Raw genomic sequence first — 25187 nt, 5'->3', positions numbered from 1 at the left:
TCCGGACTTCGGGCTTTTCGCGCGACGCGAGGCGGGGTGGCCCCTGCCCTAGTGGTCAAGCGCACTGGTCAGGGCCTTTATATTGTGCCTGACCATATCAATGTAAGTGGGTGCAGGCCCCTTTTCGCCGGTCAAACCGTCCGAAATCAGGGTCCCACCGACTTTTGAGCCGGTCTCCGCCGCGATCCGCCGGATCAGCCGGTCGTCGCTGATATTTTCCAGGAACACGGCGGGGATTTTTTGGGCCTTGATCTGGCCGATGATGGTGGCGATGTCCCGCGCGCTGGGCTCGGTTTCCGTGGAGACGCCCAAGGGCGCGATGAACTGGACGCCGTATTCGGCGGCGAAATAGCCGAAAGCGTCATGGGTCGAAATCACCTTGCGACGCTCCTGCGGGATCTTGGCCACGGCTTCGCGGACCTCGCGGTCGAGCGTTTCGAGCTTTTCCAAATAGGCCTTGGCCTGGGCGCGGAAGAACTCCGCATCGTCAGGGTCGACCGCGGCCAGCGCATTGGCGATGTCGGTGACGTAGATTTTGGCGTTGGGGACCGACTGCCAGCCATGCGGATCTGCGGCCGAGCCGAGCTTGAGCGGCGCGATGCCGGCGCTCACGATAACCACCTGCGCCTTGCTGCCCGAGGACTGCACGAGCCGTGGCAGCCAGCCCTCGAGACCAAGCCCGTTGACGATGACCAGCTTTGCGTCCGCGATCCGCTTCGCATCGCTTGGCGCGGGCGCGTAGACATGGACGTCGCTGTCGGCCCCGACCAACGTCGTCAGATTGATCCGGTCGCCGCCGACATTACGGACGAAGTCGGCCAGGATCGAGAAGCTCGCGACGACCTTTAGCCGTTCCGCGGCGTGCAGCGGCGAGGCGATCAGCACAAGCACACAAAGCAGGATGCGCGGCATCGCTGTCACGCTTCCAGATGCCGGCCGGGAAAGAGTTGCCTGACGACGCCGCCGACCCGGCCGAACAGGACGGAGACGGTGTAGAGCGCGCTCGCCACCAGAATGATCGCAGGACCCGACGGCACACGGGTCTGGAACGACAGCACGAGACCTGCATAGCCGGACACGGCGGCAGCGACGACCGCGATGCAGATCATGACGGTGAGATCGCGCGACCAGAACCGCGCGATGCCGGCCGGCAGGATCATCAGGCCGACCGCGAGCAGCGTGCCGAGCGCCTGAAAGCCGTTGACGAGGTTGATCACGACCAGCGCGAGGAAAGCGAGATGCGCAGGCCCGCCGGCCCGGCTGACGGTGCGCAAAAACAGCGGATCGACGCTTTCGATCACCAGCGGACGGTAGATCACGGCGAGCACCAGCAGCGTGACCGTGGCGTTGAATGCGACGACCAGCAGCGTCTGGTCGTCCATCGCGAGAATATTGCCGAACAGCACGTGCAGCAGGTCGATATTGGTGCCCTTGATCGAGACGATGGTGACGCCGAGCGCCAGCGAGGCCAGATAGAAGGTCGCGAGCGAGGCATCCTCCTTCAACCCGGTCGAGCGCGCGACGAGGCCTGCGAGGATTGCGACAGCAAAACCTGCGATCAGGCCTCCGGCCGTCATCGCGAACAGATTGAGACCGGAGAGCAGGAAACCGACAGCGGCGCCGGGGAGGATTGCATGTGCCATGGCGTCGCCGACCAGGCTCATCCGCCGCAACATCAGGAACACGCCGATCGGCGCACCCGCGAGCGACAGCGCGATAACGGCCGCGAGCGCACGTCGCATGAACTCGAATTCGGTGAACGGGCCGATCAACGCGTCATAGAGCATCGGATATCAAGCCGCCCGTGAGCGGGCATCATCGGCCGAGCAGGCGGCGGCGCTGTCGTCGAAGGCTTCGCACATCCGCATCGCCACCATCAGGTTTTCCGGCGTCAGCACCTCCGCCGTCGGGCCCCACGCCACGGGGCCGCGCGCCAGCACCAGCGTCTCGCTGAAATGGGTGCGCACCATCTCCATGTCGTGCAGTGCGGCGAGCACTGTGCGGCCCTCGCCATGCCAGCGCTTCACCAGCGCCAGCAGATCGGCCGTGGTTTTGCTGTCGATGGCGTTGAAAGGCTCGTCCAGCACGATCAGCCGGGCGTCCTGGAGCAGCACGCGCGCGAACAGCACGCGCTGCATCTGGCCGCCCGAGAGCGTTCCGATCGGGCGGTTTTCGAAACCGTTGAGGCCAACGGAAGCGATCGCGCGGAGGATCTTTTCGCGCGCCGCCTTGCCGATGCCGCCGAACAGGCCGGTCCCACGCCACAGCCCGGTGGCGACGAAATCCAGCACCGAGATCGGGAAGCTGCGGTCGATCTCCGCACTCTGCGGCAGATAGGCGATATCGCGGCTGTCGAGCCCGCCGAGATGGATGCTGCCGTCGAGCGGCCTGAGGATGCCGACGATGCCGCGCAGCAGCGTCGACTTGCCGGCGCCGTTCGGGCCGATCACGGCCAGCAGCGCGCCCGGCGCGACCTCCCCATTGAGGTGGTGCACGGCCGGATGGCGGTCATAGCCGAGCGTAACGTTGTGGAAATGCAGCGCCGCCATGGTCACCTCATCGCCAGGAAGACCACGCCCCAAAGCACGGCGCAGACCGCGAGCGCGGCCGCGAGACGGGCGGCCATCGTCATGCGCAGGATCGACCAGTGCGCCGCCTGAGCCGGATGCGGAGAGGCCGCACCGTGGACATGTGCGTGGGTGTGATCGTGTCCATGCGAATGCCCGTCGTCATGGGAATGGCTATGAGCATGATCGCTATGATGGGCTTGGGACGCGGCGGGAACCATTCCTGGATGTTATATTATAACATTACAGCTGTCCATGCCGGGCTCAGGGTTTGCCGATCAGCATGGCGATGGCGGCGGCGACGAACGGGAACGGCACCGAAACCGCGCAGCGGAACCAGACGAAACGGGCCGGCATGAACGGAATTTCCCACAAAATCACCCGCTGGAAGGCAAATAGCGCCCAAGCGACGACATAGGCGACCACCTGCGGCACCCCACCACCCGATTTCAGGGCCACCGTCCCGATCGAGAACCCGATTACCGGGCCACCGGGCGTCGCGGCCCCGGCGACCACGGCAGTCGCGACCCCGAGCCAGCCGCTGTCCGGGCCCAGCCAGCCGCTGATCACCTCCTGCGGGATGATGGCGGCGATGTAGCCGGAGCCGATCACCCCCAGCGCGATGCGGGGCACGATATTAATGAAGTCCATGGAGCCTTCGCGCAGCGAAGCCTTGAACACCGGTGGGCCACGGCGAAAGGCGATCAGGCCGACGCCGAACACCGAGCCCCACAACAGGATGTCGATCAGGAGCGCGGCGCTCAATTCTCATCGTCCTTGGTGGCCAGCCTCGGATAAAGCCGGACATAGACGAAGCGGCCGAGCGCGCCTGCGAGCACCGGCAACGGCAGCGAGATGACAATGCGCCACAGCGTGAAGTCGGTGCCCATAATCGGGATTTCCCAGGCGACCGCCCGGCCATAGCCGATCAAGGTCCAGCTCACGACCATGGCGATGGTGGCACCGAAATCGGCGCCGACCGCCAGCAGCGCACTCGCCACGGGATAGGCGGTGAAGGGACCGCCGGGCAGGATCGCGCCGAAGGCGGTGCCGATCAGAAGGCCTTTCAGGCCCGATTTCGGCCCGAGCGCGCGCGAGACTTTTTCGTGCGGCAGGATCTCGGAGATGAACGCACCGAGCAGGCAGCCGGCCAGCACGCGGGGCAGGATGCCGCCGAACAGCGAGAGATCGTGGGTCAGTATGTCGAGAACACCGTCGGCGCCGTCACGCCGCCAGACCAGACCCGCGCTCACCGCCACCAGCGCTGCGATGATGATGGTAGACCAGCCGATCGGCTTGCGCACGCGACCCGGCCGCGGCTCGGATTCCGCGTCCTCGGCGGGCGCAGGGTCTTTCGGGGAAAGTTCTGACAACGGGCGCGTTCGGCTCGAGGGTGATGCCCGTCCTGCTTAAGGGCGCCGCAGATGCGATGCAAACAGTACGATGACGGGAGCGATGCGCACCTCGCGCAGGGCCATGCGAGGCGAAGTGCGAATTCCGCACAACAAAAAGGCGGCCGCGCCTGCGACCGCCTTTCAATTCCGTCATTCCGGAGCGGCAAAGCCGGCCCCGGAATGCGTGAAGCCCAGGCCTCGTCGAACTCAGGCCTTGTCGAACAGCGACTCGACGTATTCCCAGTTCACGAGGTTCTCGACAAACGCCTTCAGATAGTCGGGACGGCGGTTGCGGTAGTCGATGTAGTAGGAGTGCTCCCAGACGTCGCAGCCGAGGATCGGGGTGGCGCCGTGCACCAGCGGATTCTCGCCGTTCGGGGTCTTGGCAATCTCGAGCTTGCCGTTCTTGACTTGGAGCCAGCACCAGCCGGAGCCGAACTGGCCGACGCCGGCCGCCTGGAAGTCCGTCTTGAACTTCTCGAAGCCGCCGAGGTCCTCGTTGATCTTCTTCTCGATCTTGCCCGGCAGCTTGGTGCCGCCGCCATTGGGCTTCATCCAGCTCCAGAAATGGATGTGGTTGTAGTGTTGGCCGGCATTGTTGAACACCGCGGGGTTCTTGCCGAACGAGCCCTTGACGATCTCCTCAAGGGACTTGCCTTCCCATTCGGTGCCCTTGAGCGCGTTGTTGCCGTTGGTGACATAGGCCTGATGATGCTTGTCGTGGTGGAATTCGAGCGTTTCCTTCGACATGAATTGTCCGAGGGCGTCATAGGCGTAGGGGAGTGGGGGCAGCGTAAAGGTCATGGGTGTTGTCCGCGACTGATGGGGGAACGAGACTTAACGGTCACCCCTTATAGAAGGTTCCGTGGCCGTTAAATACCGCGAATTTTCCAAAAGGCGTGGTGCGGCGGCTTGGCCGGATTGCATAAAATCGTCGCAAGGATGTAGGGCGTTTCAACCAGGCCATAAAATATCATTGCCTTTGAGGTGCTTATGGCAGAACGACACGCACCGACGGCGCGGAGACGCGAAAGAGAGAGCCATGAGCATCGAGATCGACATTTTGAACGGCGACGCCTCCTGGCGGATCGCGGAGCCGCTGCACCAGGCGGTCTTCGGACCTGATATCGTCGGGAAGCAGCCCTGGGCCCACGTCAAATGGGCCAACGCCGACCTGCGCGTTCTGATCGAGACGCCCGAGGATGGTCTCGTCTGCCACGTCGGCATCTACTTCCGCAGCGTCACCTGGAACGGGCAGAAGGTTCACATCGGCGGCATCGGCGGCGTCTGCACGCGGGAGGATCGGCGCGGCCGCGGCTATGCGACCATGGCGATCGATGCCGCGGTGCATACCATGCGCGCCAACGAGGCGGTCCGCTTCGCGCTGCTGTTCTGCGAGCCGCACAATGTCGCGTTCTACGAAGCCCGCAGCTGGCTCCCCTTCAAGGGCGAGGTCTATTGCGAGCAGCCGGAGGGGCGGATCCGCTTCACTCACATGGCGCCCTATGTCTGCAACATCGTCAGCGCGCCGACACTCGGCACTATCGACCTCTGCGGCCTGCCCTGGTGAGCCCTGCGTGAGGCGCGGCTGGTGCCGGGGCTGCCCGCCATATAATATGTCGATCATCATCCAATATTCCGCGCGGTGACACATGACGATCGACGCCTCGATAGACGCCGTGCCGCTGCCTGCCCCGGTCGCCTCCCCCATCGCCGGCTTGCTGACGGCCCCGATCCTGCCGACGCTGCTGCGGCTCGCGATCCCCAACATGATCGCGATGGTGGGCAGCACGCTGGTCGCGGTCGCCGAGACCTCCTATATCGGCCGGCTCGGCACCATTCCGCTCGCCGCGATCGCGCTGGTGTTCCCATTCGCCATGCTGACGCAGATGATGAGCGCAGGCGCGATGGGCGGCGGCGTCTCGTCTGCGATCAGCCGCGCGCTCGGCGCAGGCGACCGGAACCGTGCGGCGACGCTGGCGCTGCATGCCGCCATCATCGGCCTCTGCGGCGGGCTTTTCTTCACGGTGACGATGCTCGTCTTCGGCCGCTCGTTCTTCGCGCTGCTGGGCGGGCGCGAGCGTGTGCTCGAGGAAGCCAGCGGCTATTCGCAAATGCTGTTCTCCGGCGCGGTCGCGATCTGGCTCGTCAACACGTTGGCGTCGGTGATCCGCGGCACCGGCGACATGCGTCTGCCCTCGATGGCGCTGATCGGGACGAGCGTGCTCCAGATCGCGCTCGGCGGCACGCTGGGGCTCGGCCTGTTCGGCGTGCCGCAATTCGGCATGCCCGGAGTGGCCGCCGGTCAGTTGATCGCATTCACCTGCGCTGCGATCTTCTTCCTCTGGTACCTCTGGTCCGGCCGCAGCCGGCTGCCGCTGGATTTCGGCGCCTTCCATTTCGATCGCGCGTTGTTCTTCGACATCCTCAAGGTCGGCGCGGTCGCCTGCCTGTCGCCGCTCCAGACCGTGCTCACCATTTTGATCTTCACCAAGATCCTGGCGACCTTCGGCACCGAGATGCTCGCCGGTTACGGCATCGGCTCGCGACTGGAATTCTTGCTGATCCCGATCACCTTCGCCTTCGGCATCGCATCGGTGCCGATGGTCGGCATGGCGATGGGCGCCGGACAGGTGAAGCGCGCGCGGCGCGTGGCCTGGACCGCGGCCGGGGCCTCGGGACTTACCGTCGGCCTGATCGGCCTCATCATCGCGCTCGATCCATCCCTGTGGGTTTCGCTCTTCACCAGGGATCCCGGCGTTGCCGCCGCCGCGCACAGCTACTTCCACTGGGCAGGCCCAACCTTCGTGTTCTTCGGCGTGGGCGTGTCGCTGTATTTCTCCTCGCAAGGCGCGGCGCGGGTCGGCGGTCCCGTGCTCGCCTCCACCGCACGGCTTCTGATCGTCGCGATCGGCGGCGGCGGCCTCGTGATGGCGCAGGCTCCGGCCTGGACCCTGTTCGCGCTGGTCGGCGGCGCCATGGCGGTATTCGGGCTGTCGACCGCGGCCTCGGTCGCCTTCGTGCGCTGGGTCAAATAAGCGCAGGTCATTGCACGCAGGCAAATAAACGCGGGAATGTGATTCCATCCAGATTCGCTGCGGGTCGAAGGCTGCGTCGGCGCGCTCTGCGGCGGCGAAACCTGGACGCGGGCGGGGCGCTAGCGCTTCACGCCGTCATCGCCTTCAGCGCCGTCGCCGCCGAGGCGTAGCCGCCCCGCGCGCCGTCGATAAAATGGACGTGATCGCTGCGCAACGCCGACGGGGTGAAGCAGGTCATCATCGCAGCGTCCTGCTGATAGAGGCCGTAACGCACGATGCCGTCGCGCGCGGCAATCGCGAGGCGATCGCTGAGGGCGCGTTCGAGCTCCGGCGTACAGTCGAGGATCATGCGCAGGCCGTCGTCATATTTTCGGAAGTCGGAGTTCTCCACGACCTGCCGTGTATAGAGCTTCGGCACGAAGCCGCCGACTTTGAGATCGAAGCGCATGATCAGATAGACGAAAAGGGTGTAGGCCAGCACGCTGGCGCGGCGTGCGAGCAACGGACCTCCGCGCTTGGTGCGCGCCTCATATTCCAGCCCTTGCGGCGGCCATGTCAGCGGCGGCCCTTGTGGCGGCACGGGACGACCGGCATCCGGGCTGCGCTCGACGAGATGGATGATGTCCTCGATCACGTTGCGGAATGCCGAGGGATCGGCGCCTTGGGCCGGCATGACCAGCACGGACAGGATCAGGCCGCGCGCAGCGGGAATCACCTCGAAGCGGCAGGACAGGCCGGAGAGATCGGGCTGCGTCCCCGCGGGCGCTTCGGTGATCGCAAACTCGCCACGCTTCATCGCTGCGTCCGCCCAGGCGAGCCCGCCGCCAGAAAACATCGCATAGGACAAATTGGCCGACGGTCCGAAGCGCGCGACGCGCACGTCTAGGCCATGCGCGCGAATGACGCTCACCGGCACCAGCGCGACGCGCATCCGCAAGTCGAGATCTTCCCGCACCCAGGTCGCGGTCGCAGCCAAAGCCTCGCGGGCCAGTTCGAGATCATTAGGCGCGACCGCAAAACTCGCGCCGTCGCCGCCGAACACGAAGGGAAATTCGCGTCCCTCCAATGCATTCGTCACGGCCGCGATCACGGCGGCACCGGCCATGTTCACCGCCTTGTAGCGCTGCGCCGCGATGGCCTTGGTCGAATCCACGATGTCGGCAACGCCGACGCTCCAGTCGTCGGGCAGCGGCGAATACAAAGCGGGGTCCATCAGACTGGTGAAGCCGCGAAAGACCGGAATGCCGCTATAGAACGCTGATGTCATCGGATGATGCCGGATGGTTGGGACGCACGTCCAAAGGGACATACGTAGAAGAATCGATTCGGTTCGCCAGGCGCGCGCCCTTGCAACCATTGGCCGAAATGGACCCGGACAACAAGATGAGGGCGCACTGCAATGCCACAGAAGGTCATTAAACGGTTGACCGTAAATGGCGTCTAGTCTCGATGATCTGACATGGTTGCGCGGGAACATCGACGTGTCCGACTTCGACAGGAAGGACTCCATCGCTCCGGCAAGCCGGCGCACTGGGCGTGATCCGATCAACGCGGTGAAGACGCCGGAAAGCCTGACCGCGGCCGTGGATAGCTGGGCCGAAACCCATCACCTGTAGCGCTCGGAAGCCATCCGTAAGCTGGTCGAGCTCGGCCTGAAGGTCGCGCCCCCGGCACTCCCGCCAGGGCACCCGCTCGCTTCGGATGCCACCAGGATCGAAGAGCTTGCGGTGCGTGAACTCGGGGGACTGCTCGATCCTGCGCTGTCTGAAGACGAACGCGAGCGCCGGATCCGCCGCCTGACCGAGGGCCCGCCGGAGTTCTCACACGAACGGATTGACCTGCCGAAGCATCGGACCTGAATGTCTAGTGCAGCTTCTCGCCCACGCGCTTGCGTAGCGCGGAGGCGGGAACGTCATGGCAGCCGACAAGACGCACGAATTTCTGCGGATACATTTCGTAACCGTGGTCACCGGAATTTTGGTGAGACATCGGCTCGCAGTGAACGGGCTCGCAGTGAACGTCGCTTTGCTGTGCGCAAGATGGCTTTACCGACGCCTTGTCCGGGCTCGAAGCGGTCATGGACTGCTCCCTATCGATTAGGGCAGATCGATTGACGTAACCCAATCGATTGCGCGGGATCTTACGACCAAATCCGGATGATGTCATTGCGCCGGATCAATGCAATTGTGGCGATGGAGTTCCGCCTACGCCGTGTTGCCCGCGTCGACCGTAAACACGGTACCCGTCACATTGCGACCGCCCTCTCCCAGCAAATACTCCACCATCCGCGCGACGTCGTCGGTCTCCGGCAGGCGGCGCAGCGCGCTGCGGCCGGCGATGCGCTTGCGGCTGTCGTCGGACAGGTTGTGCGTCAGCTCAGTGTCGATGAAACCGGGCGCGATCGCGTTCACGGTGATGCCGAGCTTGCCGACCTCGCGCGCGAGCGAACGGGTGAAGCCGGTGGCGGCGGCCTTGGTCGCACCGTAAACCGAGAGGCCATTATAGCCGGTCGTCGCGATAATCGAGGAGATGTTGATGATGCGGCCGGCGCCGTCGGCCATCATCTGGCGCGCGACATATTTGGTGAGAATGATCGGCGACAGCACGTTGAGCTGCACCAGCGCCTCGATCTCGGAATTGTGCATGGTCGCGAGCAGGCCTTCGGTGCCGAGGCCGGCATTGTTGACGAGGCCGTAGATCGGGCCGAATTCATCGCGCACGAGTTTTGCATAGGCGGGGATCGCGTCGATCACAGCGAGGTCGCAGGCGCGGAAATGCATGCGCCCGTCCGACCCGGCAATCGCCGCCTTGAGCTCGTCGCTCTCGCGCCGCGCCGCCGCGATCACGTTGTAGCCGCCATCAACAAGCCGCTGGCCGATCGCAAGGCCGATGCCGCGGCTGCCGCCGGTGACGAGAACATTATGCATCGGTGCGCGCCAGTTTGCCGGCCGGGGTGACGTCGAGTGCCTCGACGAAGCGGATCACCGCCGGCACTTTGTGGGAGGCGAGCTGAGCGCGGCACTGATCCAGAATCTGGTCGCGGATCTCTTTCGCGCGCGCCGGATCGGTGCCGTCGGCGAGGATCACGTCGGCGACGACGATGCCGCCGGTGATCGGGCTCTTGCGTGACTTCGCCCTCGACATCCGCACATCGAGATGACGGTTGATCACCGCCTCGATCTCTTCGGGGTGAACCTTCAGCCCACCGATATTGATGATGCCGCCGCGGCGTCCGACGAAATAGTAGCGGTCGCCGCGCAATTCGACGATATCGCCGCTGTCGACATACCCGTCTGCATCGGTGAGCGCAGCCGCGTCGCGGCCGATATAGGCGTGCGCCGTGCGCGTCGAACGGATACGTAGCGAGCCGTCGACGACCTTCATTTCGACGCCGTTGCGGTTGCCGAGATAGTCCGCCGGAAAGCCTTCCAGCCCGTCATTGACGGCAAAGCCGACGCCGGCCTCGGTTGACGCATAGGCATGGCCGACGGAGGAATTCGGGAACGCCGCTTTCAGGCCGTCCAGCACCGCCTGGTCGGCGATCTCGCCGGAGAGGCGGACATAGCGCGGCGCGAACTGCGCGGCCGAGCCGCTCATCAACAGCTTGCGCCAGTGCGAGGGCGTGCCGGAGATGTGGGAGACGCCCCGCGCGTTCAGCCGCGTGACGTGATCGGCGAGCGCCTCATGCGGATCGGACAGCACCATCGAGCCGCCCGAGAGGACGGCGCGGAGGAATATCTGCAGGCCGCCATAGCGGCGGATGTCGTAGAACGTCGCCCATACCGGCGCGGGTCCGCGCGCCGGGCCTTCGGCGACGATGGCGCCGGTGAGTGCTTCCAGCGTATGGCCGACGATTTTCGGCACGCCCGACGTGCCCGAGGTGAGCATCAGCCATTCCGTGGCGCGCTCGGTCCTGGCCGGCGCTGTGGCTTGAAGCGGCAGTTGTGCGGTGACGACCAGCGGCACGCCAGTCTCGGCCCAGCGATCGGGCTCGTCGGTGACGACGGCATCGATCCCGGCATCCGCCGTCAGCGCGTCGAGATGCGCCGGGTTGAGATCCGGCGGGCACAGCAGCATGCGGCGGGCAATACCGTCGAGCTCGATCATGGCAAGACCCGATCGGAGCTGGTCGGACAATTTCAGCAGCACCGCGCGGCCGGACAGCTCGCCCAGGCGGCCACCCAGGACCGTCTGCGACAGGATATCCGTCAGCGACACGACATCGTGCGCGTCCGACAGCGTGCGGCCGGTCAGCTCCGCGCCAAGATGGTCGCGGAGCGCAAAGATCTCACGCGGGGACATTTTCGTAGGCCCGCACGAAATCGCCCACGGTGGCGGGGAACGCTGCGTCCTCGGAAATGGTGAAAGGGTCGACGCCAGTCTCGTCCTCGAGGCGCGCCACCAGGATGGCGAAGGCGAGCGAGTCGAAGCCCGTCTCGTGCAGGGACAGCTCGTCCGAGAGTGCGGGAAGCGCGACGTGCTGCTCCTTGGCGATCTGCTGGATCGCTTCAATGACCTTAGACCGTACCGACATGGCTGGCTCGCTTCTGTTGTCGTTCGTGTTGCGGCGGTTCTTGATGACCGCCTCCCTTGCCCGTTTGTTTACCCGACAGAAGTAAATGGCTTCTTGGACAATTCGGATAAAATTGGACCTATCTGGCGGATTTTCGCGTGGCTAGAGCCGGATCGTACCCTCGTTGATTTGCGCATAGGTCTCCGCATCCAGCGCGACATAGGCGCCGGTCTTCGGGTCCAGCATGAACAGCGGATCGGAGATCGCGCCCGGATCAAATCCCTCGCGCGCGAGCTCGCCCTTCTTCTGCTTGAAGGTCTCGGTCGCGTCGAGCTCGCGCGAGATGCGTATGAAGACGGGGCGAGCATAGGCGGGCAGGCGCTGTGCGAGATGGGCGGGCAGTGCCTCGACGGCGAAGCCTTCGTTCACCACGATCGCACTCATGCCGGCGCGGCCGTCGGTGCCGGGAATGCCGACGCCGTAGGTGGTGGCGTCGATCACGCCAGTGAAACCCCGCATGGCGTCGTTGACCTCCGAAGTCGCGACGTTCTCGCCCTTCCAGCGAAAGGTGTCGCCGATGCGGTCGACGAAGTGGAAGAAGCCCTTCTCGTCGAGCCGCATCAGGTCGCCGGTGCGGAACCAGGAATCGCCCTTGGCAAAGACATCGCGCAGGATCTTCTTCTCGGTCTCGCTCGCCTCGGTGTAGCCCTCGAAGCGGCCGCCGCCCTCATCCGCCGTGCCGATGCGGCCTATGGCTTCGCCGGCCTCGCCGCGCGCGCAGGGGATACAAAACCCCTCCGCATTGCGCAGCGGGGCGCCGTTATCGGGCTCGAGCTTGACGAGACCGGCAGGGAAACGATGCGCAAGCAACGGCGGAACGCGGCCGATCGCGCCGGGCTGGCCCTCGACGTTGAACAGCGAGAAATTGCCTTCCGTCGCCGCGTAGAATTCGAGGATGCGCGGAATGGCGAAACGCGCCTGAAAATCGTCCCAGATGTCACCGCGTAGGCCGTTGCCGCAGACGAGCCGCAGGCGATGCCGGTTCTCGTATTCCGACGGCGGCGCCTTGAGCAGATAGCGGCAGAGCTCGCCGATATACTGGAACAGCGTACAGTCGTGGCGCACGATGTCGGGCCAGAAATTCGAGGCTGAGAATTTATCTGCGATCACAACCGAGCCCCCGGCAGCGAGCATGCTGCATGGTGCCACGATGCCGCCAACCGAGTGGAACAGCGGCAGGCAATCGTAGAGCCGGTCCTGCGGCGTCGCGCCGGTGAGGCCGGCGAACCAAAAGCCCCAATTGAGGATGCGGCGGTGGCTGATGCTTGCGGCTTTCGGCAGGCCGGTCGTCCCGGACGTGTAGATCAGCAGGGCCCGGTCGTCGATGGTGACGTCACCACGCTCGTCCGGCGAAAGCGGCCGGTCATCGAGGGCGTCGAGCGCGACATCGATCGGACGCTCGCTGCGGGCATCGCCGTGGGTCCAGACCTTTGCTTCCGTCTTCAAGTGCGGCAACGCGCCGGACAGCTCCGCTGCAAGCTCATGCGCAACAATGATGTGAGCGGGCTTTGCGACTCCGACGCAATGCGCGAGCGAGTGCCCGACGAGCTTGGTGTTGATCAGCGCGACCACGCCGCCGACGCGGCTGATGCCGAGCCAGGCCGCGACATAATCGATGCCGTTCGGCATGATCAGCGCGACAGTGCCGCCCTTGGCCACACCGGCCGAGCGCGCCCAGCGCGCATAACGATTGATGCGTTTCGAAAGTCCCTCATAGTCGAGGCTCGCGTCATCGGTGGTCAGCGCAACGCGATCTGGCTGGCGCTGCGCCCAATCGTCGACGACATCGGCGAACAGCCGGCCCGGCAACGTCTCGATCCGTGCGGTGAGCTCGATCGCCTTCAGCCAGATTTTCGAAGCCGAAGGTGCGCGCGCGGCTTTCGGTTGCTCGATGACGCCGGTTGTCATGCCGTTCATTCTTTACGTGTCTGCGGGTTTCCGGCAGCTTAGCTCGCACGCCCTGCCCAGATGTTAAGAGACAAGGTAAAACCGGGTTAGTGCACGATTAACTCTAGTGATCCTTTACCAAACCGGAGGCGATCGAGGTGCGCCGCCTGGCAGTTCTTGCAATAGCAAAGCCAGTTGTCGGGGCGTGAGGCTAGGCGGCTCCGGGCAAACGGGTTAGTCTTTTTGACCCTGCATTGTCCCGGTTGCGAAAGGGAGACGACCTGTGGCTCTCGGCTCGTCTGAATTTCCCGTCCAGGCCGCGCCGTTCGAGCAGCCGCTGACCAATTTTGCCAATGGCCTGAGGCGCGGACAGGTCAAGGTGGTCGCGATCGGCTCGTCGACCACGGCGGGCGAAGGAGGCATCGCGCCCTATCCGCAACGATTGCTGGCGGACCTTCGGAGCATATTTCCGAAGCCCGGGATCGATGTCATCAACCGGGGCGTCGGCGGCGAAGAGGCTCCCAAGGAGCTTTTGCGGTTCAAGCACGACGTCTTCGACCAGAAGCCGGATCTCGTGATCTGGCAGGTCGGCACCAATGCGGTGTGGCAATCGGCCGATCAGAATCCACCGACCTTCGACGAAACCAGGAGGGCCATCGCTGACGGCGTCGATCAGCTGCTTGTGGACGGAGGGATCGACGTCATCCTAATGGATCTGCAATATGTGCCGGCGGTGCTGACGCCGGCCAAGGCCGACAAGGCGAACGCGATGGTCGCAGCGATCAGCGAGATCGCGCATGCAAAGCGGGTCAACGTCTTTCGCCGCTTCGCGCTGATGAAGGGCTGGCACGACGTTGCAAGAATTTCGTTCGACCGCATGGTCGACCCGGGCGAGACAGCAGGCTGCACGCAAGCGACTGGACCACGGACAAGATGACCTGGCAGTTGACCGACGCGATCGTCACCGCGGCCAACGAGGCGCCCCACGGCAGCTAGCCCTGCATACTCCGTCTGATTGACGGCCGAACGGGCGGTGAGCCCTAGCCGCCTCGCTGATGGCGCAAGCGCTGCGGCGGTGCGTTGAACGGATAATACGGATTGAGATCGCAGCTGGCGGAGCGGCCGGAAGCCGTAGCTCGGCACTGCGGCACTGAGGTGAAGGAGCAATCGTACCACTCCCCGCCACCGCCGTTTGCACCGGAATAGACGTGCATGCAGACGGGATAGCGCGGATCGAAGGTCTGTGCATGCGACGGCGCGGCCGTGAGCAGGGCACCGACGGTCATGATCAGTCCGAACAAGCGATGCATGAAAATTCCCCCCTGAAGGCCGTTGGGGACCGCTAGTGCACGTTCTTGTGGCGCCGGCGCGGCGGCGGCGGGGGTTGGTCGAACGCATAGTAGGGATTGACGTCGCAGCTTGCCGAGCGGCCCGAGGCCGTGGCGCGGCACTGCGGCAGCGAGGTGAAGGAGCAATCGAAATAATCGCCGCCGCCCCCACCAAAACTACCGGGCGTATAGACGTGCATGCACACCGGGTAACGCGGATCGTAGGTCTGGGCGCTGGCATCTGCCGCCACGAACAGCGTGGCAATTGCGGTCAGGGTCAGGATCGGCAAACGCATGGAGAAATCCTCGAATCTGTCATGTCGGCGGCCCGGATACCGGCCACCTCGTATGGCATAACACCATGGCAGAGGCGACCGTTCCTGCGCGCAGATGACGGCAAGGTGAGTGCGGTGCACTGCGCCCGCTACGCGCCGAGCCCTTGCAACACCAGCCGGTTCAACCTTGCCGCAAACGCCGCAGGGTCCTCCGGCAGCTCGCCGTCCAGGATCTGCGCCTGTTCGAGCAGGAGCAGGCTGAGATCGTCAACCGTCTTGGAGCCGGCCTGAGCCTTCGTGATCGCCGTCACCAGCGGATGGCGCAGGTTGATCTCAAGGATCGGCTTGGTGCGCATGCCACGGTTCTGCTGAGACAGGATGCGCTCGAGCTCGCGGCTCGGGCCCTGGCTGTCGGCGACGAGGCAGGACGCGGAGCTGGTAAGACGCGCCGAAGCCTTGACGTCGCTGACGCGCTCGCCGAGCGCGGCCTTGATCACCGCGATGGTGGCGGCCTCGTCGGCGGGCGGCTCGTCCTTTTTCGCCTCGTCGGCTTCGTCGACGCGCGGGATCAGGTCGAGATTGAGATCGCCCTGGCTCAGCGACTTCAGCGGCTTGCCGTCAAACTCCGAGGGCATCGAGGTCCAGAAGGCGTCGACGGGATCGGACAGCAGCAGAACTTCGATGCCGCGCGCAGTCGCCGCCTCGAGCCGGGGGTTCGACTTCAGCCGGTCGATGCTGTCGCCGACGAGATAATAGATCTCGGTCTGGTTCGGCTTGAAACCGGCGACGACGTCCTTGAGCGAGCGCTTCTCGCCCGAGGTCGTGGTGAAACGCGACAGCGCGAGCAGCTTTTCTCGGCGTTCGAAATCCTCGTAGATGCCTTCCTTCAGCACCGCGCCGAAGGCCTCCCAGATCTTCGCGAAGTTCTCCGGATCCTTCTCCGCCAGGCTTTCGAGCTCGGACAATACGCGGGTCGCCACGGTCTTGCGGATCTGCGCGAGCTGCGGATTGTTCTGAAGCATCTCGCGGGAAATGTTGAGCGGGAGATCCTCGCTGTCGACGACGCCGCGGATGAAGCGGAGATAGCCCGGCAGCAGATCGGCATCGTCAGTGATGAACACGCGGCGGACATAGAGCTTGACGCGCCCCTTGCGGTTCGGTTCGAACAGGTCGAACGGCTTGGTCGAGGGCGCGAACAGCAGCACGGCGTAGGAGTAACGTCCCTCCGCGCGATAATGCAGCGTCATCGCGGGATCGTCGAAGGCGGAGGCGATCTGCTGATAGGCCTTCTTGTAGTCTTCCGGCGTGAGCTCGGATTTCGAGCGCTGCCACAGCGCGCTCGCAGAATTGATCTGACGCGGTTCGCCCCCTTCAGGCACGAGCTCGATGGGGAAGAGGATGTTGTCGGAATAAGCGCCGACGATACGTTCGATCTCGTAAGCTTCGAGATATTTCTTCGCATCGTCCTTGAGATGCAGGACGATCTCGGTGCCGCGCTGCACGCGGCCCGCATCCTCCTCGCTGGCACGCGCGATCTCGAAGCCCGAGCCGCCCGAGGACGTCCAGGTCCAGACGTCGCTCTCGCCGGCGCGGCGGCTCACCACGACGATCTTGTCGGCTACCATGAAGGCGGAATAGAAGCCGACGCCGAACTGGCCGATCAGGCCGAGACCATCCTTGGCCTCCTTGAGCTTCGACACGAAGGCCTTGGTGCCCGAGCGGGCGATGGTGCCGAGGTGGTCGATCAGCTCCTGCCGCTCCATGCCAATGCCATTGTCGGCGATCGCAAGCGTTCCGGCCGTCTTGTTCGGAATGATCCGGATCTTGAGCGCGTCGCCTTCGCCCAGCAGCGCCGGATTCGCGATGGCCTCATAGCGCAGCTTGTCGCAGGCGTCAGAGGCATTGGAGACGAGTTCGCGCAGGAAGATATCGGTCTCGGAATAGACGGAATGCACCATCAGGTGCAGAAGCTCGGAAACCTCGGCCTGGAAGGGCTGCGTATGCACAGCCGTGTCTGACGTCGTCATGCGTTTACCCGGTCAATCCAAAGAGGAAGAAACCCGGGATATAACGCGAGGGGGCAGGGGATCAAGTAGACGTCAGCAATCGCCCTCCGGGCGGAGGGCGACTTGTCCGTGGCCAAAGCCGATCAAGTCACACAGCGGCCGGGTTGGAGCAGCTTTGCGACCTCGGTCAGGGAGCTGACCATCGGCTCGCAGGCGATCGTCGGCTTTTTGCGGCTCTGCTTCTGGTCCGGGAGCAACACCGGCGGCTTGGCGTTGCCGGTCTCGATCACCGCGGGGACCCGCAGCAGCACCGACGTGTCGGCCAGATCGTTCAGCCGCATCGACACGGTGCGGGTCGGAACCTCAGCCTGCTTGATGTCGGCCAGCCGGTCCGCTTTGCTGGAGCGATTGACGTTATGGCCCGGCTTGTCAGCGACCGCCTGCCAGCGGTCGGCGGGATCATGGCCGGAGGCCAGCTGCACGGCGCCGACCTGGACGGCGCCAAGCGTCGCGGCGATCGCGACGGCGCCTAAAAATACCTTTTGAATCTGTGACATGGCTGTCGGTCCCTCGCCCCATGGCGATCGCGGGAACAACGCGAGGAGAGGACCCAGAGTTCTCAGGCGTTAAGATCACTTAACCGTGTGCGAAAAGGCAGGGTGCGAAAAGGATGGCCCGACGAAAAATTTTGCAACCCCCTGGAACGACTTTCAGGGACGGGAGTCGTATCAACAGCCGGCTATTCCCCCCTGCCCCATAAGCCGGCGACGTAGGGCGCGACTGTGGTGATGCCAGTCGCGCCTTACTTTTGTCTGGCGTTCAGTTCGCCTTCCCCGCAAGCCACTCCCGCCCCTCCGCATAGAGCTTCTCAACCTCGGGCCCGGTGAGGCCTGGCATGTCGCGCTTGACCTTGTAGCCGATCAGCTCCTGCATGTAGGCGAGGTGGCGGTAGCCTTCGGGCAGCGCGGCAAGGGCTTTCTGGTCGAGCTGAAGCGTCGCGGAGGGATCAACCGGGTCGATCCGGTCCTTTTCGTAGATCGGCTGGCGGCGGACGATGCCCCATTTTCCCTGCCGCTTCTCCAGGAAATCGTAGAAGCGCCCGGTGCAAACGACGTCGCAGGGCACGTCGTGCACCGGTGCGCGCTGCGAGATGGTCATCTTGGTCTGCGCGATGGCGCGCGCCCCCTCGAGATCGATGCTGCAGCCACCGAGGAAATGCAGGATGCGCACGCCCTTGGCGAACCCCTCCTGGCTGACCCGCATGAAATCCCGCGCCGGCCCCTGAAACCAGGTGGCGGACATCCAGCCTTCCTCGTGCCAGACGGTGGCAAAGCGCTCCCAATCGCCGGCATCGCGCCACACCGCCCAGTTCTCGACGAGGTCGCGGATGGCGAGGCGATCGAGGAGTTGCTGGTCCATGAACACGTCTCCGATGGCACCGCGGCTGCAACGGCCACTGCGCGAGGTATGAGCGGCGAATTCGATGGCCGTCAAGCGTGACAACCGGATCAACAAAAATCCGGCGCACCTTGCGGCACGCCGGATCGGATTTCGTCAAAATGCCGGGCGCTGGCGCCTTCGTTACGCCGCCGGTACCTTCGGCGCGCGGTTGCGGGAGTTGCGCTGGAAGAACAGCGCCTGGCTCGCCACCGCCGACACCATCGCCGGCTGGAACGGTTTCGAGATCAGGAAGGCCGGCTCCGGTCGCTCGCCGGTGAGGAAGCGCTCGGGGTATGCGGTGATGAACACCACCGGCACTTCGAAGGTGCGGAGCAGCTCGTTGACGGCGTCGAGGCCCGACGAGCCGTCGGCGAGCTGGATGTCGGCGAGGATCAGGCCCGGTCGCTTGTTCTTTGCCAGCGCGACCGCATCGGCGTGGGTGCGGGCGACGCCGACGACATTGTGGCCGAGGTTCTTCACCAGGCTCTCGAGATCCATGGCGATGAAGGTCTCATCCTCGATGATCAGCACGTCGGTGGCGATCTCGGCTGCCATCTCACGCCCTGCGGCATCCGCAAGCCGGCGCGTCTCACCGACGTCGGTGCCGAGAATGTAGCCGACCTCTTCTTCCGAAAATCCCTCGAGCGAGAGCAGCAGGAAGGCTTGCCGCGGCAAGGGCGTGATGTTGGACAGCCGCCGCTCCGGCGGCATCGGCAGGTTCGTCACCTCGGAATCGTCGTTGACGGAAACGGAATTCCAGATTTGGGTGAACAGCCGGAACAGGCCGGCGCGCGGCCCGTGGCTCTCGTCGAGCACCGACGGATCTCCCAGCATGGCTTCCAACATGGCTGCGACATAGGCGTCACCGGAGGACTGGCTGCCGGTCAGGGCGCGTGCGTACCGGCGCAACAACGGCAAGTGTTCAGCAACAAGCTGTGAACGGGACATCCCCACTCCATATCATCTTCGGGCCGACCTTGACGTGCAGGCGTTAGGCGGGGGGCCCGGGTTCCCCTGCTGGGCTGATTACGCCTCAGTCTGAGAAAAGTTCCGCATGGGGGCGGAACTTTTTCTCGCAGCTCGCATTGAGCCTATCCAGGGAACGGCTCCCGGTTGAGAGAACTTCTCGATTTTACAGCTACTTAACTCGGGGAAACGTGGAACAGGTCATGAAAGATCTCAAGTCTCAAGCCAGCAAAAGCACGACCCCCGGCAAGGGAGGGCTCACTCCGGAGATCCAGTCCCGGATCGGGCACCAGCTGCGCGCCATGTACGACGACGTGGTGCGGCAGGGGGTTCCGGACCGGTTCGCGGAACTGATCAAGAAACTTGATGCGCCGGGAGCGACACCCCACGTGGAAAATGGTGGCGGCTCTAACGACAACAACAATGGGAGGGATTGATGCCTCTCACGGATTCCCTGCGTAACGACATCCTGGCGGCCGTGCCCAGTCTGCGCGCGTTTGCCATCTCGCTCAGCGGCAATGCGGACCGCGCCGACGATCTGGTCCAGGAGACGCTGTTGCGGGCGCTCGCCAACATCGACTCGTTCCAGCCCGGCTCCAATCTGCCGGCATGGCTGTTCACGATCCTGCGCAACCTGTTCCGCTCCGACTATCGCAAGCGGCGGCGGGAAGTCGAGGATGCCGAAGGCAATTATGCCAAGACGCTGAAGACGCAGCCCTCGCAGAACGCCCATCTCGAGTTCGAGGAATTCCGCACGGCGCTCGACAAGCTTCCGCAGGACCAGCGTGAAGCGCTGATCCTCGTCGGCGCCTCCGGCTTCTCCTATGAGGATGCGGCTTCGATCTGCGGCTGCGCAGTCGGCACGATCAAGAGCCGCGTCAACCGTGCGCGCTCCAAGCTCGCGGCGCTGCTCTATGTCGACGGCGCCGAGGATTTCGGGCCCGACGAGACCATTCGCGCCGTGATCGGCGGCAGCGGCGGCTGACGGCCGGCGTCAATCGAACTGAGACCGCGATGAAGGCGGCCGCATCCGCGACCGTCTTTTCGCGCGAACGGGATCACGTCCAATACGGAGCGTGCATCGCCTCGATCACTCGTCCACGAAGGTCACGGTCTCGGCCAGGCTCGCACGCGACGTCCGGTAGCTGTTGACCTTGTGGGCATTGTCGGCATAGCCGAACGAGATACCGCAAACGATGCGGCGATCATCAGGCAAATTGAAATGGCGGCGGATCAGGCCGGAGTGGCGCGCGAGCGCCGCCTGCGGAATTGTGCCGAGCCCGAGCGCCTGCGCGGCCAGCATGAAGTTCGAGACATAGGCGCCGCAATCGATCGCACCGTAGATGCCGAGCGGCTCGTCGGTATGGATGACGGCCACATGCGGCGCGCCGAAGAAATTGTAGTTCTCCAGCGCCTGCTTGGCATAGGCCATCTTGTCTCCGCGCGCGATGCCGAGCGTGTTGTAGAGCTGAAAACCGCTCTCGCGGCGGCGTTCGAGATAGGCGCCGAGATATTCGCGCGGCGGCGTGAAATCATAGTCGTCCCCGAGCCCGCCCGAAGCCTCCTTGTAGATCAGCTTGCGGAAACGCTCCTTGGCCTCGCCGCTGGCGATGACGACCTGCCAGGGCTGGCTGTTGCACCAGGACGCCGTGCGCTGCGCGGTGGTCAGCACGTGCTCGATCGTCGCGCGATCGACTTCCTTGGCCAGGAAGGCGCGCACCGAGTAGCGCTCGTTGAGCAGCTCTTCGAGCACGCCGATGCGGTTGTTATGATTGACTGCAGCGTCCATTGCTTAAGCTCGCTTTCGTGCCCCGGACGCGACGCAGCACGAAGTGATGCGGCGCTGAGGCGGGGCCCATTGTGGCCTGTCTGTTACGGCTCCTGGGTCCCGGCTCGCGCTTCGCGCGTCCGGGACACGAGATGTCAACGCCCCTTGGTCGGAATCTTGTTGTACGGCACGTCCTTGTCCACGCGGATGTCGCCCGGCAATCCCAGCACGCGCTCGGCGATGATGTTGCGCAAGATCTCGTCGGTGCCGCCCGCGATGCGCATCGAAGGCGAGGACAGCAGCATCTGCTGGAACTGGCCCTGCACCACGGTCTCCTCGTCCGTGCCGGTGAGAACGCCGGCCGCGCCCTGGAGGTCCATGGCATAGGTCGCGATGTCCTGTAGCATCATGCCGGAGACGAGCTTGCCGATCGAATTTTCCGGTCCCGGCCGCTCGCCCTTGGACAGCGCCGAGATCGCGCGGTAGCTGGTGTATTTCAGCCCGCTCGACTTCACCGCCCAGCTCGCGAGTTTTGAGCGCACGGCGGGATCGTCGATGGCGAGGCCATCCTCCAGCATCAGATTGGAGCAGAACTCGAACATCTCTGGAACGCCGGTCGCAAGCCGCGAGCCGATCGACATCCGCTCGTTCATCAACGTGGTCAGCGACACGCTCCAGCCCTCGCCGATGGCGCCGAGGCGCTGGCTGTCGGGAATGACGACGTCGGTGAAATAGACCTCGTTGAACTCCTGCATGCCGTTGGCCTGCTTGATCGGACGCACCTCGACGCCGGGGCTCTTCATGTCCAAGAAGAACATGGTGAGACCCTTGTGCTTGGGCACATTGGGGTCGGTGCGCGCGATCAACAGTCCGTAGTCGGAATAGTGCGCACCAGAGGTCCAGATCTTCTGGCCGTTGACGACCCAATTGTCGCCCTTCTTCTCCGCGCGTGTGCGCAAGCCCGCGACGTCAGAGCCCGCTGACGGCTCGGAGAACAGCTGGCACCAGATCTCCTCGCCCGCGGCCAGCTTCGGCAAATGACGCCGCTTGGCCTCCTCGCTGCCAAAAGCCATCACGGTTGGCCCGCACATGCCCTCGCCGATCTGGAACGGCTGCGTCAGCTTGCCGTAGACGCCCTCTTCCTGTTGCCAGATCACGCGCTCGATCGGCGTCGCACCGCGGCCGCCATATTCCTTGGGCCAGTGCAGGCAGGCCCAATTGCCTTCGGCCTTCTTCTTCTGCCAGGCCTTGCCCACATCGACGATGTCGTGGTTGGCCAGCCGGATGCGGCCGAGCGAGGATTTTGACAGCTCGGCCAAAAACTCCTTCGGCGCGTTGGCCTCGACCCATTTGCGCGCGGTCTCGCGGAAGGCGGCTTCCTGCGGGGTGTCGTCGAAATTCATCTTCGAACTCTCCTCTCGCGTGCCCCGGACGCTGCGCAGCGCGAAGCGGTGCGCAGCAGAGTCGGGGCCCATTGTAGCTTTCTAGGTCCCGGCTCTGCGGCGCGGTACTTCGTACCGCACCGCGTCCGGGACACGATCAGCCTCTTCCCTTCGTCGGGATCTTGTTGAACGGCACGTCCTTGTCGACACGGATGTCGCCGGGCAGGCCCAGCACCCGCTCGGCGATGATGTTGCGCATGATCTCGTCAGTGCCGCCTTCGACACGGGTACCGGGCGCACGCAGCAGCATCGCCTGGAAGCGGCCGGCGAGTTCGGAATCTTCAGCACCGCTGATCACACCGGCGGCGCCTTGCAGGTCCAGCGCGTAGGTCGCTACATCCTGGATCATGGAGCCCGCGACCAGCTTGCCAATGGAGTTCTCCGGTCCCGGACGCTCGCCCTTAGACAGCGCCGAGATCGCGCGCATGCTGGTGTATTTCAGTCCGCTCGCTTTCGCCGCCCAGCTCGCCAGCCTCGCGCGCACCGCGCGGTCCTCGATTGCCGGGCCACCGTCCAGCATCAGGCTGGAGCAATATTCGAACAGCTCGGGGAAGCCGGTCGAGACGGCCGCGCCGATCGCGCTGCGCTCGTTCATCAGCGTGGTCAGCGAGACGTTCCAGCCGTCACCGACCTCGCCGAGGCGCTGGTGATCGGGAATGCGGACGTTGGTGAAATAGACCTCGTTGAAGTCGGAACCGCCGCTCGCCTGCTTGATCGGCCGCACCTCGACGCCAGGGCTCTTCATGTCCAGGAAGAACATGGTAAGGCCCTTGTGCTTGGGCACGGTCGGATCGGTGCGGGTGAGCAAAATGCCGTAATCGGAATAGTGCGCGCCCGACGTCCAGATCTTCTGGCCGTTGATCACCCAGTCATCGCCATCTTTCTCCGCCCGCGTACGCAGGCCCGCGACGTCGGAGCCGCCGGCGGGCTCGGAGAACAGCTGGCACCAGACCTTTTCGCCGGAGGCGAGTGGCGGCAAATAGGCGCGCTTATGCTCCTCGCGCGCGAACGCCATCATGGTCGGCCCGCACATGCCGTGGCCGATGATGAACATGCGGGATAGCTGGCCGAACGGCCCTTCTTCCTGCTGCCAGATCACACGTTCGATCGGCGACGAACCGCGGCCACCATACTCCTTCGGCCAATGCAGGCAGGCCCAGCCGGCATCTGCCTTCTTCTTCTGCCAGGCCTTTGCCACTTCCAGAATGTTGGCGTTCTTCAATTGCGTGCGGCCGAGCGAGGACTTGCGAAGCTCCTCCTCGTACTGCTTGGGCGCATTTGCCGCGATCCAGGCGCGAGCCGTGGCGCGAAATTCGGCTTCCTGCGGAGTGTCGTCGAAGTTCATGACGTTGCCTTTCGCCTACGCCGCGTTCTTCTTGCGCATGCGGTCGATCAACTGGTCTTCCCAATAGGACAGGCTGCCGAGCCCGAGCGCCATCGCGTTGGCGCGGCGGTAGTACATGTGGCAGTCGAACTCCCAGGTGAAACCCATGCCGCCGTGAACCTGGATGTTGTTCTTGGCGCAGTGCTGGAACGCCTGCGTCGCGCTGATGCGGGCCGCGGCGGCGGCTTCCGGCAGCTCCGCGGCGTTGGTCGAGAGCGCCCAGGCGCCGTAATAGCTGTTGGAACGCGCCAGCGTCGCCGACACGTACATGTCCGCCAGCATGTGCTTGACGGCCTGGAACGAGCCGATCTGTCGCCCGAAGGCGATGCGGTCGAGCGCGTAGTCGCGGCCCATCTCCAGCGCGCGGTCGGAGCCGCCCACCTGCTCGAATGCGCAGAGCACCGCAGCGCGATCGAGCACTTGAGTCAAGATGCTCCAGCCTTCGCCGGCCGCGCCCAGGGGCTCGGCCTTGCAATCCCTGAAAGTGATCTCCGCCTGCCCGCGGGTCGGATCGAGATTGGTCAGGCTTTTCACCTCGACTCCGCCGGCCCTGAGATCGACAATGAACAAGGAGATGTCGCCGTCGCGTCCGCTCGATCCCGTGCGTGCCGCCACCACCGCGAAGTCGGCGATCGCACCATCGGCGACCGGCTTCTTGACCCCGTTGAGCACGCCATTCGCAGCCGTGAGCTTGACGTTCTTCGGTGACGGATTGCCCTTGCCCTCGAACAGCGCCAGCGTGCCGATCGCCTCGCCCGAGGCAATGGCCGGCAACCATTTTTTCTTCTGCGCGTCACTGCCCGCGATCAGCAGCGCTTCGGCAGCCAGGTAAACAGTCGAGGAGAACGGCACCGGTGCGTTCGCCCGGCCCATCTCTTCGGCGATCACGCAAAGTTCGAGATGACCGGCGCCGGCGCCACCAAAATCCTCGGGAATGGCGACGCCGAGAAAACCCATCTCGGCGAGGCCTTTCCACAGCTCCTTGTCGTACGGCACCTTGCCGTCGAGGACTGCGCGCACTGCCTTGGGTGGGCACTTCTCGGTGAGGAATTTGCGCGCCTGATCGCGGAGCTGCTTCTGGTCGTCGGAGAAATCGAAATTCATGGCGCGTATCCGTGT

The 25187-nt window shown here is 64.5% G+C and carries 28 protein-coding genes and 2 pseudogenes; 7 read left to right on the top strand and 23 right to left on the bottom strand.

Going from position 1 to position 25187, the window contains the following annotated elements; genetic code table 11:
- Window positions 1–48: 48 nt before the first annotated feature.
- The 7 genes from ACIPUD_RS13340 to ACIPUD_RS13310 form a co-directional block, all read right to left on the bottom strand.
- Window positions 49–912, bottom strand: a complete 864-nt coding sequence (locus tag ACIPUD_RS13340) for a metal ABC transporter substrate-binding protein (RefSeq protein WP_377829018.1) — start codon at window positions 910–912, stop codon at window positions 49–51.
- Window positions 913–917: 5 nt separating this feature from the next.
- Window positions 918–1787, bottom strand: a complete 870-nt coding sequence (locus tag ACIPUD_RS13335) for a metal ABC transporter permease (protein ID WP_007597190.1) — start codon at window positions 1785–1787, stop codon at window positions 918–920.
- 6 nt (window positions 1788–1793) lie between these two features.
- Window positions 1794–2549 (bottom strand): metal ABC transporter ATP-binding protein, encoded by a 756-nt coding sequence (locus ACIPUD_RS13330; RefSeq protein WP_446480812.1) that lies wholly within the window; start codon window positions 2547–2549, stop codon window positions 1794–1796.
- Window positions 2550–2551: 2 nt separating this feature from the next.
- Window positions 2552–2788 carry a hypothetical protein gene (locus ACIPUD_RS13325; RefSeq protein WP_039798633.1) on the bottom strand — a complete coding sequence of 79 codons (237 nt, stop codon included), beginning with the start codon at window positions 2786–2788 and terminating at the stop codon, window positions 2552–2554.
- 43 nt (window positions 2789–2831) lie between these two features.
- The gene (locus ACIPUD_RS13320; protein WP_018453311.1) at window positions 2832–3332 is read right to left on the bottom strand and encodes a hypothetical protein; all 501 of its coding nucleotides are present in this window, start codon (window positions 3330–3332) and stop codon (window positions 2832–2834) included.
- Window positions 3329–3940 carry a permease gene (locus tag ACIPUD_RS13315; RefSeq protein ID WP_446480811.1) on the bottom strand — a complete coding sequence of 204 codons (612 nt, stop codon included), beginning with the start codon at window positions 3938–3940 and terminating at the stop codon, window positions 3329–3331. The genes ACIPUD_RS13320 and ACIPUD_RS13315 overlap by 4 nt, the downstream gene beginning before the upstream one ends.
- Window positions 3941–4168: 228 nt before the next feature.
- Window positions 4169–4765 (bottom strand): superoxide dismutase, encoded by a 597-nt coding sequence (locus tag ACIPUD_RS13310; RefSeq protein ID WP_007615200.1) that lies wholly within the window; start codon window positions 4763–4765, stop codon window positions 4169–4171.
- Window positions 4766–5003: 238 nt separating this feature from the next.
- Here ACIPUD_RS13310 and ACIPUD_RS13305 point away from each other — a divergent pair, with 238 nt between their 5' ends.
- The 3 genes and pseudogenes from ACIPUD_RS13305 to ACIPUD_RS13295 form a co-directional block, all read left to right on the top strand.
- Window positions 5004–5531, top strand: a complete 528-nt coding sequence (locus tag ACIPUD_RS13305; RefSeq protein WP_446480810.1) for a GNAT family N-acetyltransferase — start codon at window positions 5004–5006, stop codon at window positions 5529–5531.
- Between the two features lie 82 nt (window positions 5532–5613).
- Window positions 5614–6999: an MATE family efflux transporter gene (locus ACIPUD_RS13300; protein ID WP_446480809.1), complete on the top strand. Its 1386-nt coding sequence runs from the start codon at window positions 5614–5616 to the stop codon at window positions 6997–6999.
- A gap of 51 nt (window positions 7000–7050) precedes the next feature.
- Window positions 7051–7122: pseudogene (locus ACIPUD_RS13295) on the top strand (DUF2147 domain-containing protein); the annotation flags it as partial.
- Between the two features lie 4 nt (window positions 7123–7126).
- Here the strand turns inward: ACIPUD_RS13295 and ACIPUD_RS13290 are convergent.
- The gene (locus ACIPUD_RS13290; protein WP_085350710.1) at window positions 7127–8266 is read right to left on the bottom strand and encodes a DUF3095 domain-containing protein; all 1140 of its coding nucleotides are present in this window, start codon (window positions 8264–8266) and stop codon (window positions 7127–7129) included.
- 166 nt (window positions 8267–8432) lie between these two features.
- Here ACIPUD_RS13290 and ACIPUD_RS13285 point away from each other — a divergent pair.
- Window positions 8433–8858 (top strand): annotated as a pseudogene (locus ACIPUD_RS13285) (hypothetical protein).
- Window positions 8859–8862: 4 nt separating this feature from the next.
- Here ACIPUD_RS13285 and ACIPUD_RS13280 read toward each other — a convergent pair.
- The 5 genes from ACIPUD_RS13280 to ACIPUD_RS13260 form a co-directional block, all read right to left on the bottom strand.
- Window positions 8863–9078: a hypothetical protein gene (locus tag ACIPUD_RS13280; RefSeq protein ID WP_204512447.1), complete on the bottom strand. Its 216-nt coding sequence runs from the start codon at window positions 9076–9078 to the stop codon at window positions 8863–8865.
- Between the two features lie 125 nt (window positions 9079–9203).
- On the bottom strand, window positions 9204–9926 hold the full coding sequence (locus tag ACIPUD_RS13275; protein WP_446480808.1) for an SDR family NAD(P)-dependent oxidoreductase: 723 nt from the start codon (window positions 9924–9926) through the stop codon (window positions 9204–9206).
- On the bottom strand, window positions 9919–11301 hold the full coding sequence (locus ACIPUD_RS13270) for a class I adenylate-forming enzyme family protein (RefSeq protein WP_368507013.1): 1383 nt from the start codon (window positions 11299–11301) through the stop codon (window positions 9919–9921). The genes ACIPUD_RS13275 and ACIPUD_RS13270 overlap by 8 nt, the downstream gene beginning before the upstream one ends.
- A complete protein-coding gene (locus ACIPUD_RS13265; RefSeq protein ID WP_018453301.1) occupies window positions 11288–11533 on the bottom strand; it encodes an acyl carrier protein in 246 nt (81 codons plus the stop codon). The genes ACIPUD_RS13270 and ACIPUD_RS13265 overlap by 14 nt, the downstream gene beginning before the upstream one ends.
- A 141-nt stretch (window positions 11534–11674) precedes the next feature.
- Entirely contained in the window at window positions 11675–13489 is a 1815-nt protein-coding gene (locus ACIPUD_RS13260; protein WP_446480807.1) for a long-chain-acyl-CoA synthetase, read from the bottom strand.
- Between the two features lie 253 nt (window positions 13490–13742).
- On the opposite strand from ACIPUD_RS13260, the gene ACIPUD_RS13255 reads away from it, so the two are divergent.
- The gene (locus tag ACIPUD_RS13255; protein WP_446480806.1) at window positions 13743–14396 is read left to right on the top strand and encodes an SGNH/GDSL hydrolase family protein; all 654 of its coding nucleotides are present in this window, start codon (window positions 13743–13745) and stop codon (window positions 14394–14396) included.
- 103 nt (window positions 14397–14499) lie between these two features.
- Here the strand turns inward: ACIPUD_RS13255 and ACIPUD_RS13250 are convergent, their stop codons facing one another.
- The 6 genes from ACIPUD_RS13250 to ACIPUD_RS13225 form a co-directional block, all read right to left on the bottom strand.
- Window positions 14500–14769 carry a DUF3551 domain-containing protein gene (locus tag ACIPUD_RS13250; RefSeq protein ID WP_007597230.1) on the bottom strand — a complete coding sequence of 90 codons (270 nt, stop codon included), beginning with the start codon at window positions 14767–14769 and terminating at the stop codon, window positions 14500–14502.
- A 32-nt stretch (window positions 14770–14801) separates the two neighbouring features.
- Complete coding sequence (locus tag ACIPUD_RS13245; RefSeq protein ID WP_018453298.1) at window positions 14802–15083, bottom strand: DUF3551 domain-containing protein; 282 nt, start codon at window positions 15081–15083, stop codon at window positions 14802–14804.
- Between the two features lie 128 nt (window positions 15084–15211).
- On the bottom strand, window positions 15212–17089 hold the full coding sequence (htpG, locus tag ACIPUD_RS13240) for a molecular chaperone HtpG (protein ID WP_446480805.1): 1878 nt from the start codon (window positions 17087–17089) through the stop codon (window positions 15212–15214).
- Window positions 17090–17211: 122 nt separating this feature from the next.
- Window positions 17212–17625, bottom strand: a complete 414-nt coding sequence (locus ACIPUD_RS13235) for a hypothetical protein (RefSeq protein WP_018453296.1) — start codon at window positions 17623–17625, stop codon at window positions 17212–17214.
- 262 nt (window positions 17626–17887) lie between these two features.
- Complete coding sequence (locus tag ACIPUD_RS13230) at window positions 17888–18487, bottom strand: nuclear transport factor 2 family protein (RefSeq protein ID WP_026232506.1); 600 nt, start codon at window positions 18485–18487, stop codon at window positions 17888–17890.
- Between the two features lie 162 nt (window positions 18488–18649).
- The gene (locus ACIPUD_RS13225) at window positions 18650–19456 is read right to left on the bottom strand and encodes a response regulator (protein WP_007597237.1); all 807 of its coding nucleotides are present in this window, start codon (window positions 19454–19456) and stop codon (window positions 18650–18652) included.
- Between the two features lie 221 nt (window positions 19457–19677).
- Between ACIPUD_RS13225 and ACIPUD_RS13220 the strand changes: the two genes are divergently transcribed.
- Window positions 19678–19911, top strand: coding sequence for a NepR family anti-sigma factor (locus ACIPUD_RS13220; protein ID WP_446480804.1), 234 nt, complete (start codon window positions 19678–19680; stop codon window positions 19909–19911).
- Window positions 19911–20459: a sigma-70 family RNA polymerase sigma factor gene (locus ACIPUD_RS13215; RefSeq protein WP_007597240.1), complete on the top strand. Its 549-nt coding sequence runs from the start codon at window positions 19911–19913 to the stop codon at window positions 20457–20459. Before ACIPUD_RS13220 ends, ACIPUD_RS13215 begins: the two co-directional genes overlap by 1 nt.
- 105 nt (window positions 20460–20564) lie before the next feature.
- Here ACIPUD_RS13215 and ACIPUD_RS13210 read toward each other — a convergent pair whose 3' ends face one another.
- The 4 genes from ACIPUD_RS13210 to ACIPUD_RS13195 form a co-directional block, all read right to left on the bottom strand.
- Entirely contained in the window at window positions 20565–21263 is a 699-nt protein-coding gene (locus ACIPUD_RS13210; RefSeq protein WP_204512453.1) for a nitroreductase, read from the bottom strand.
- Window positions 21264–21397: 134 nt separating this feature from the next.
- Window positions 21398–22645, bottom strand: a complete 1248-nt coding sequence (locus ACIPUD_RS13205) for an acyl-CoA dehydrogenase (RefSeq protein ID WP_446480803.1) — start codon at window positions 22643–22645, stop codon at window positions 21398–21400.
- 136 nt (window positions 22646–22781) lie between these two features.
- Window positions 22782–24029: an acyl-CoA dehydrogenase gene (locus tag ACIPUD_RS13200; protein WP_446480802.1), complete on the bottom strand. Its 1248-nt coding sequence runs from the start codon at window positions 24027–24029 to the stop codon at window positions 22782–22784.
- Window positions 24030–24044: 15 nt separating this feature from the next.
- Window positions 24045–25172, bottom strand: a complete 1128-nt coding sequence (locus ACIPUD_RS13195) for an acyl-CoA dehydrogenase family protein (protein ID WP_446480801.1) — start codon at window positions 25170–25172, stop codon at window positions 24045–24047.
- Between the last annotated feature and the right edge of the window lie 15 nt (window positions 25173–25187).

Source organism: Bradyrhizobium sp. CAR08 (assembly GCF_052871955.1).
This window is presented reverse-complemented; position numbering and strand designations above follow the sequence as displayed.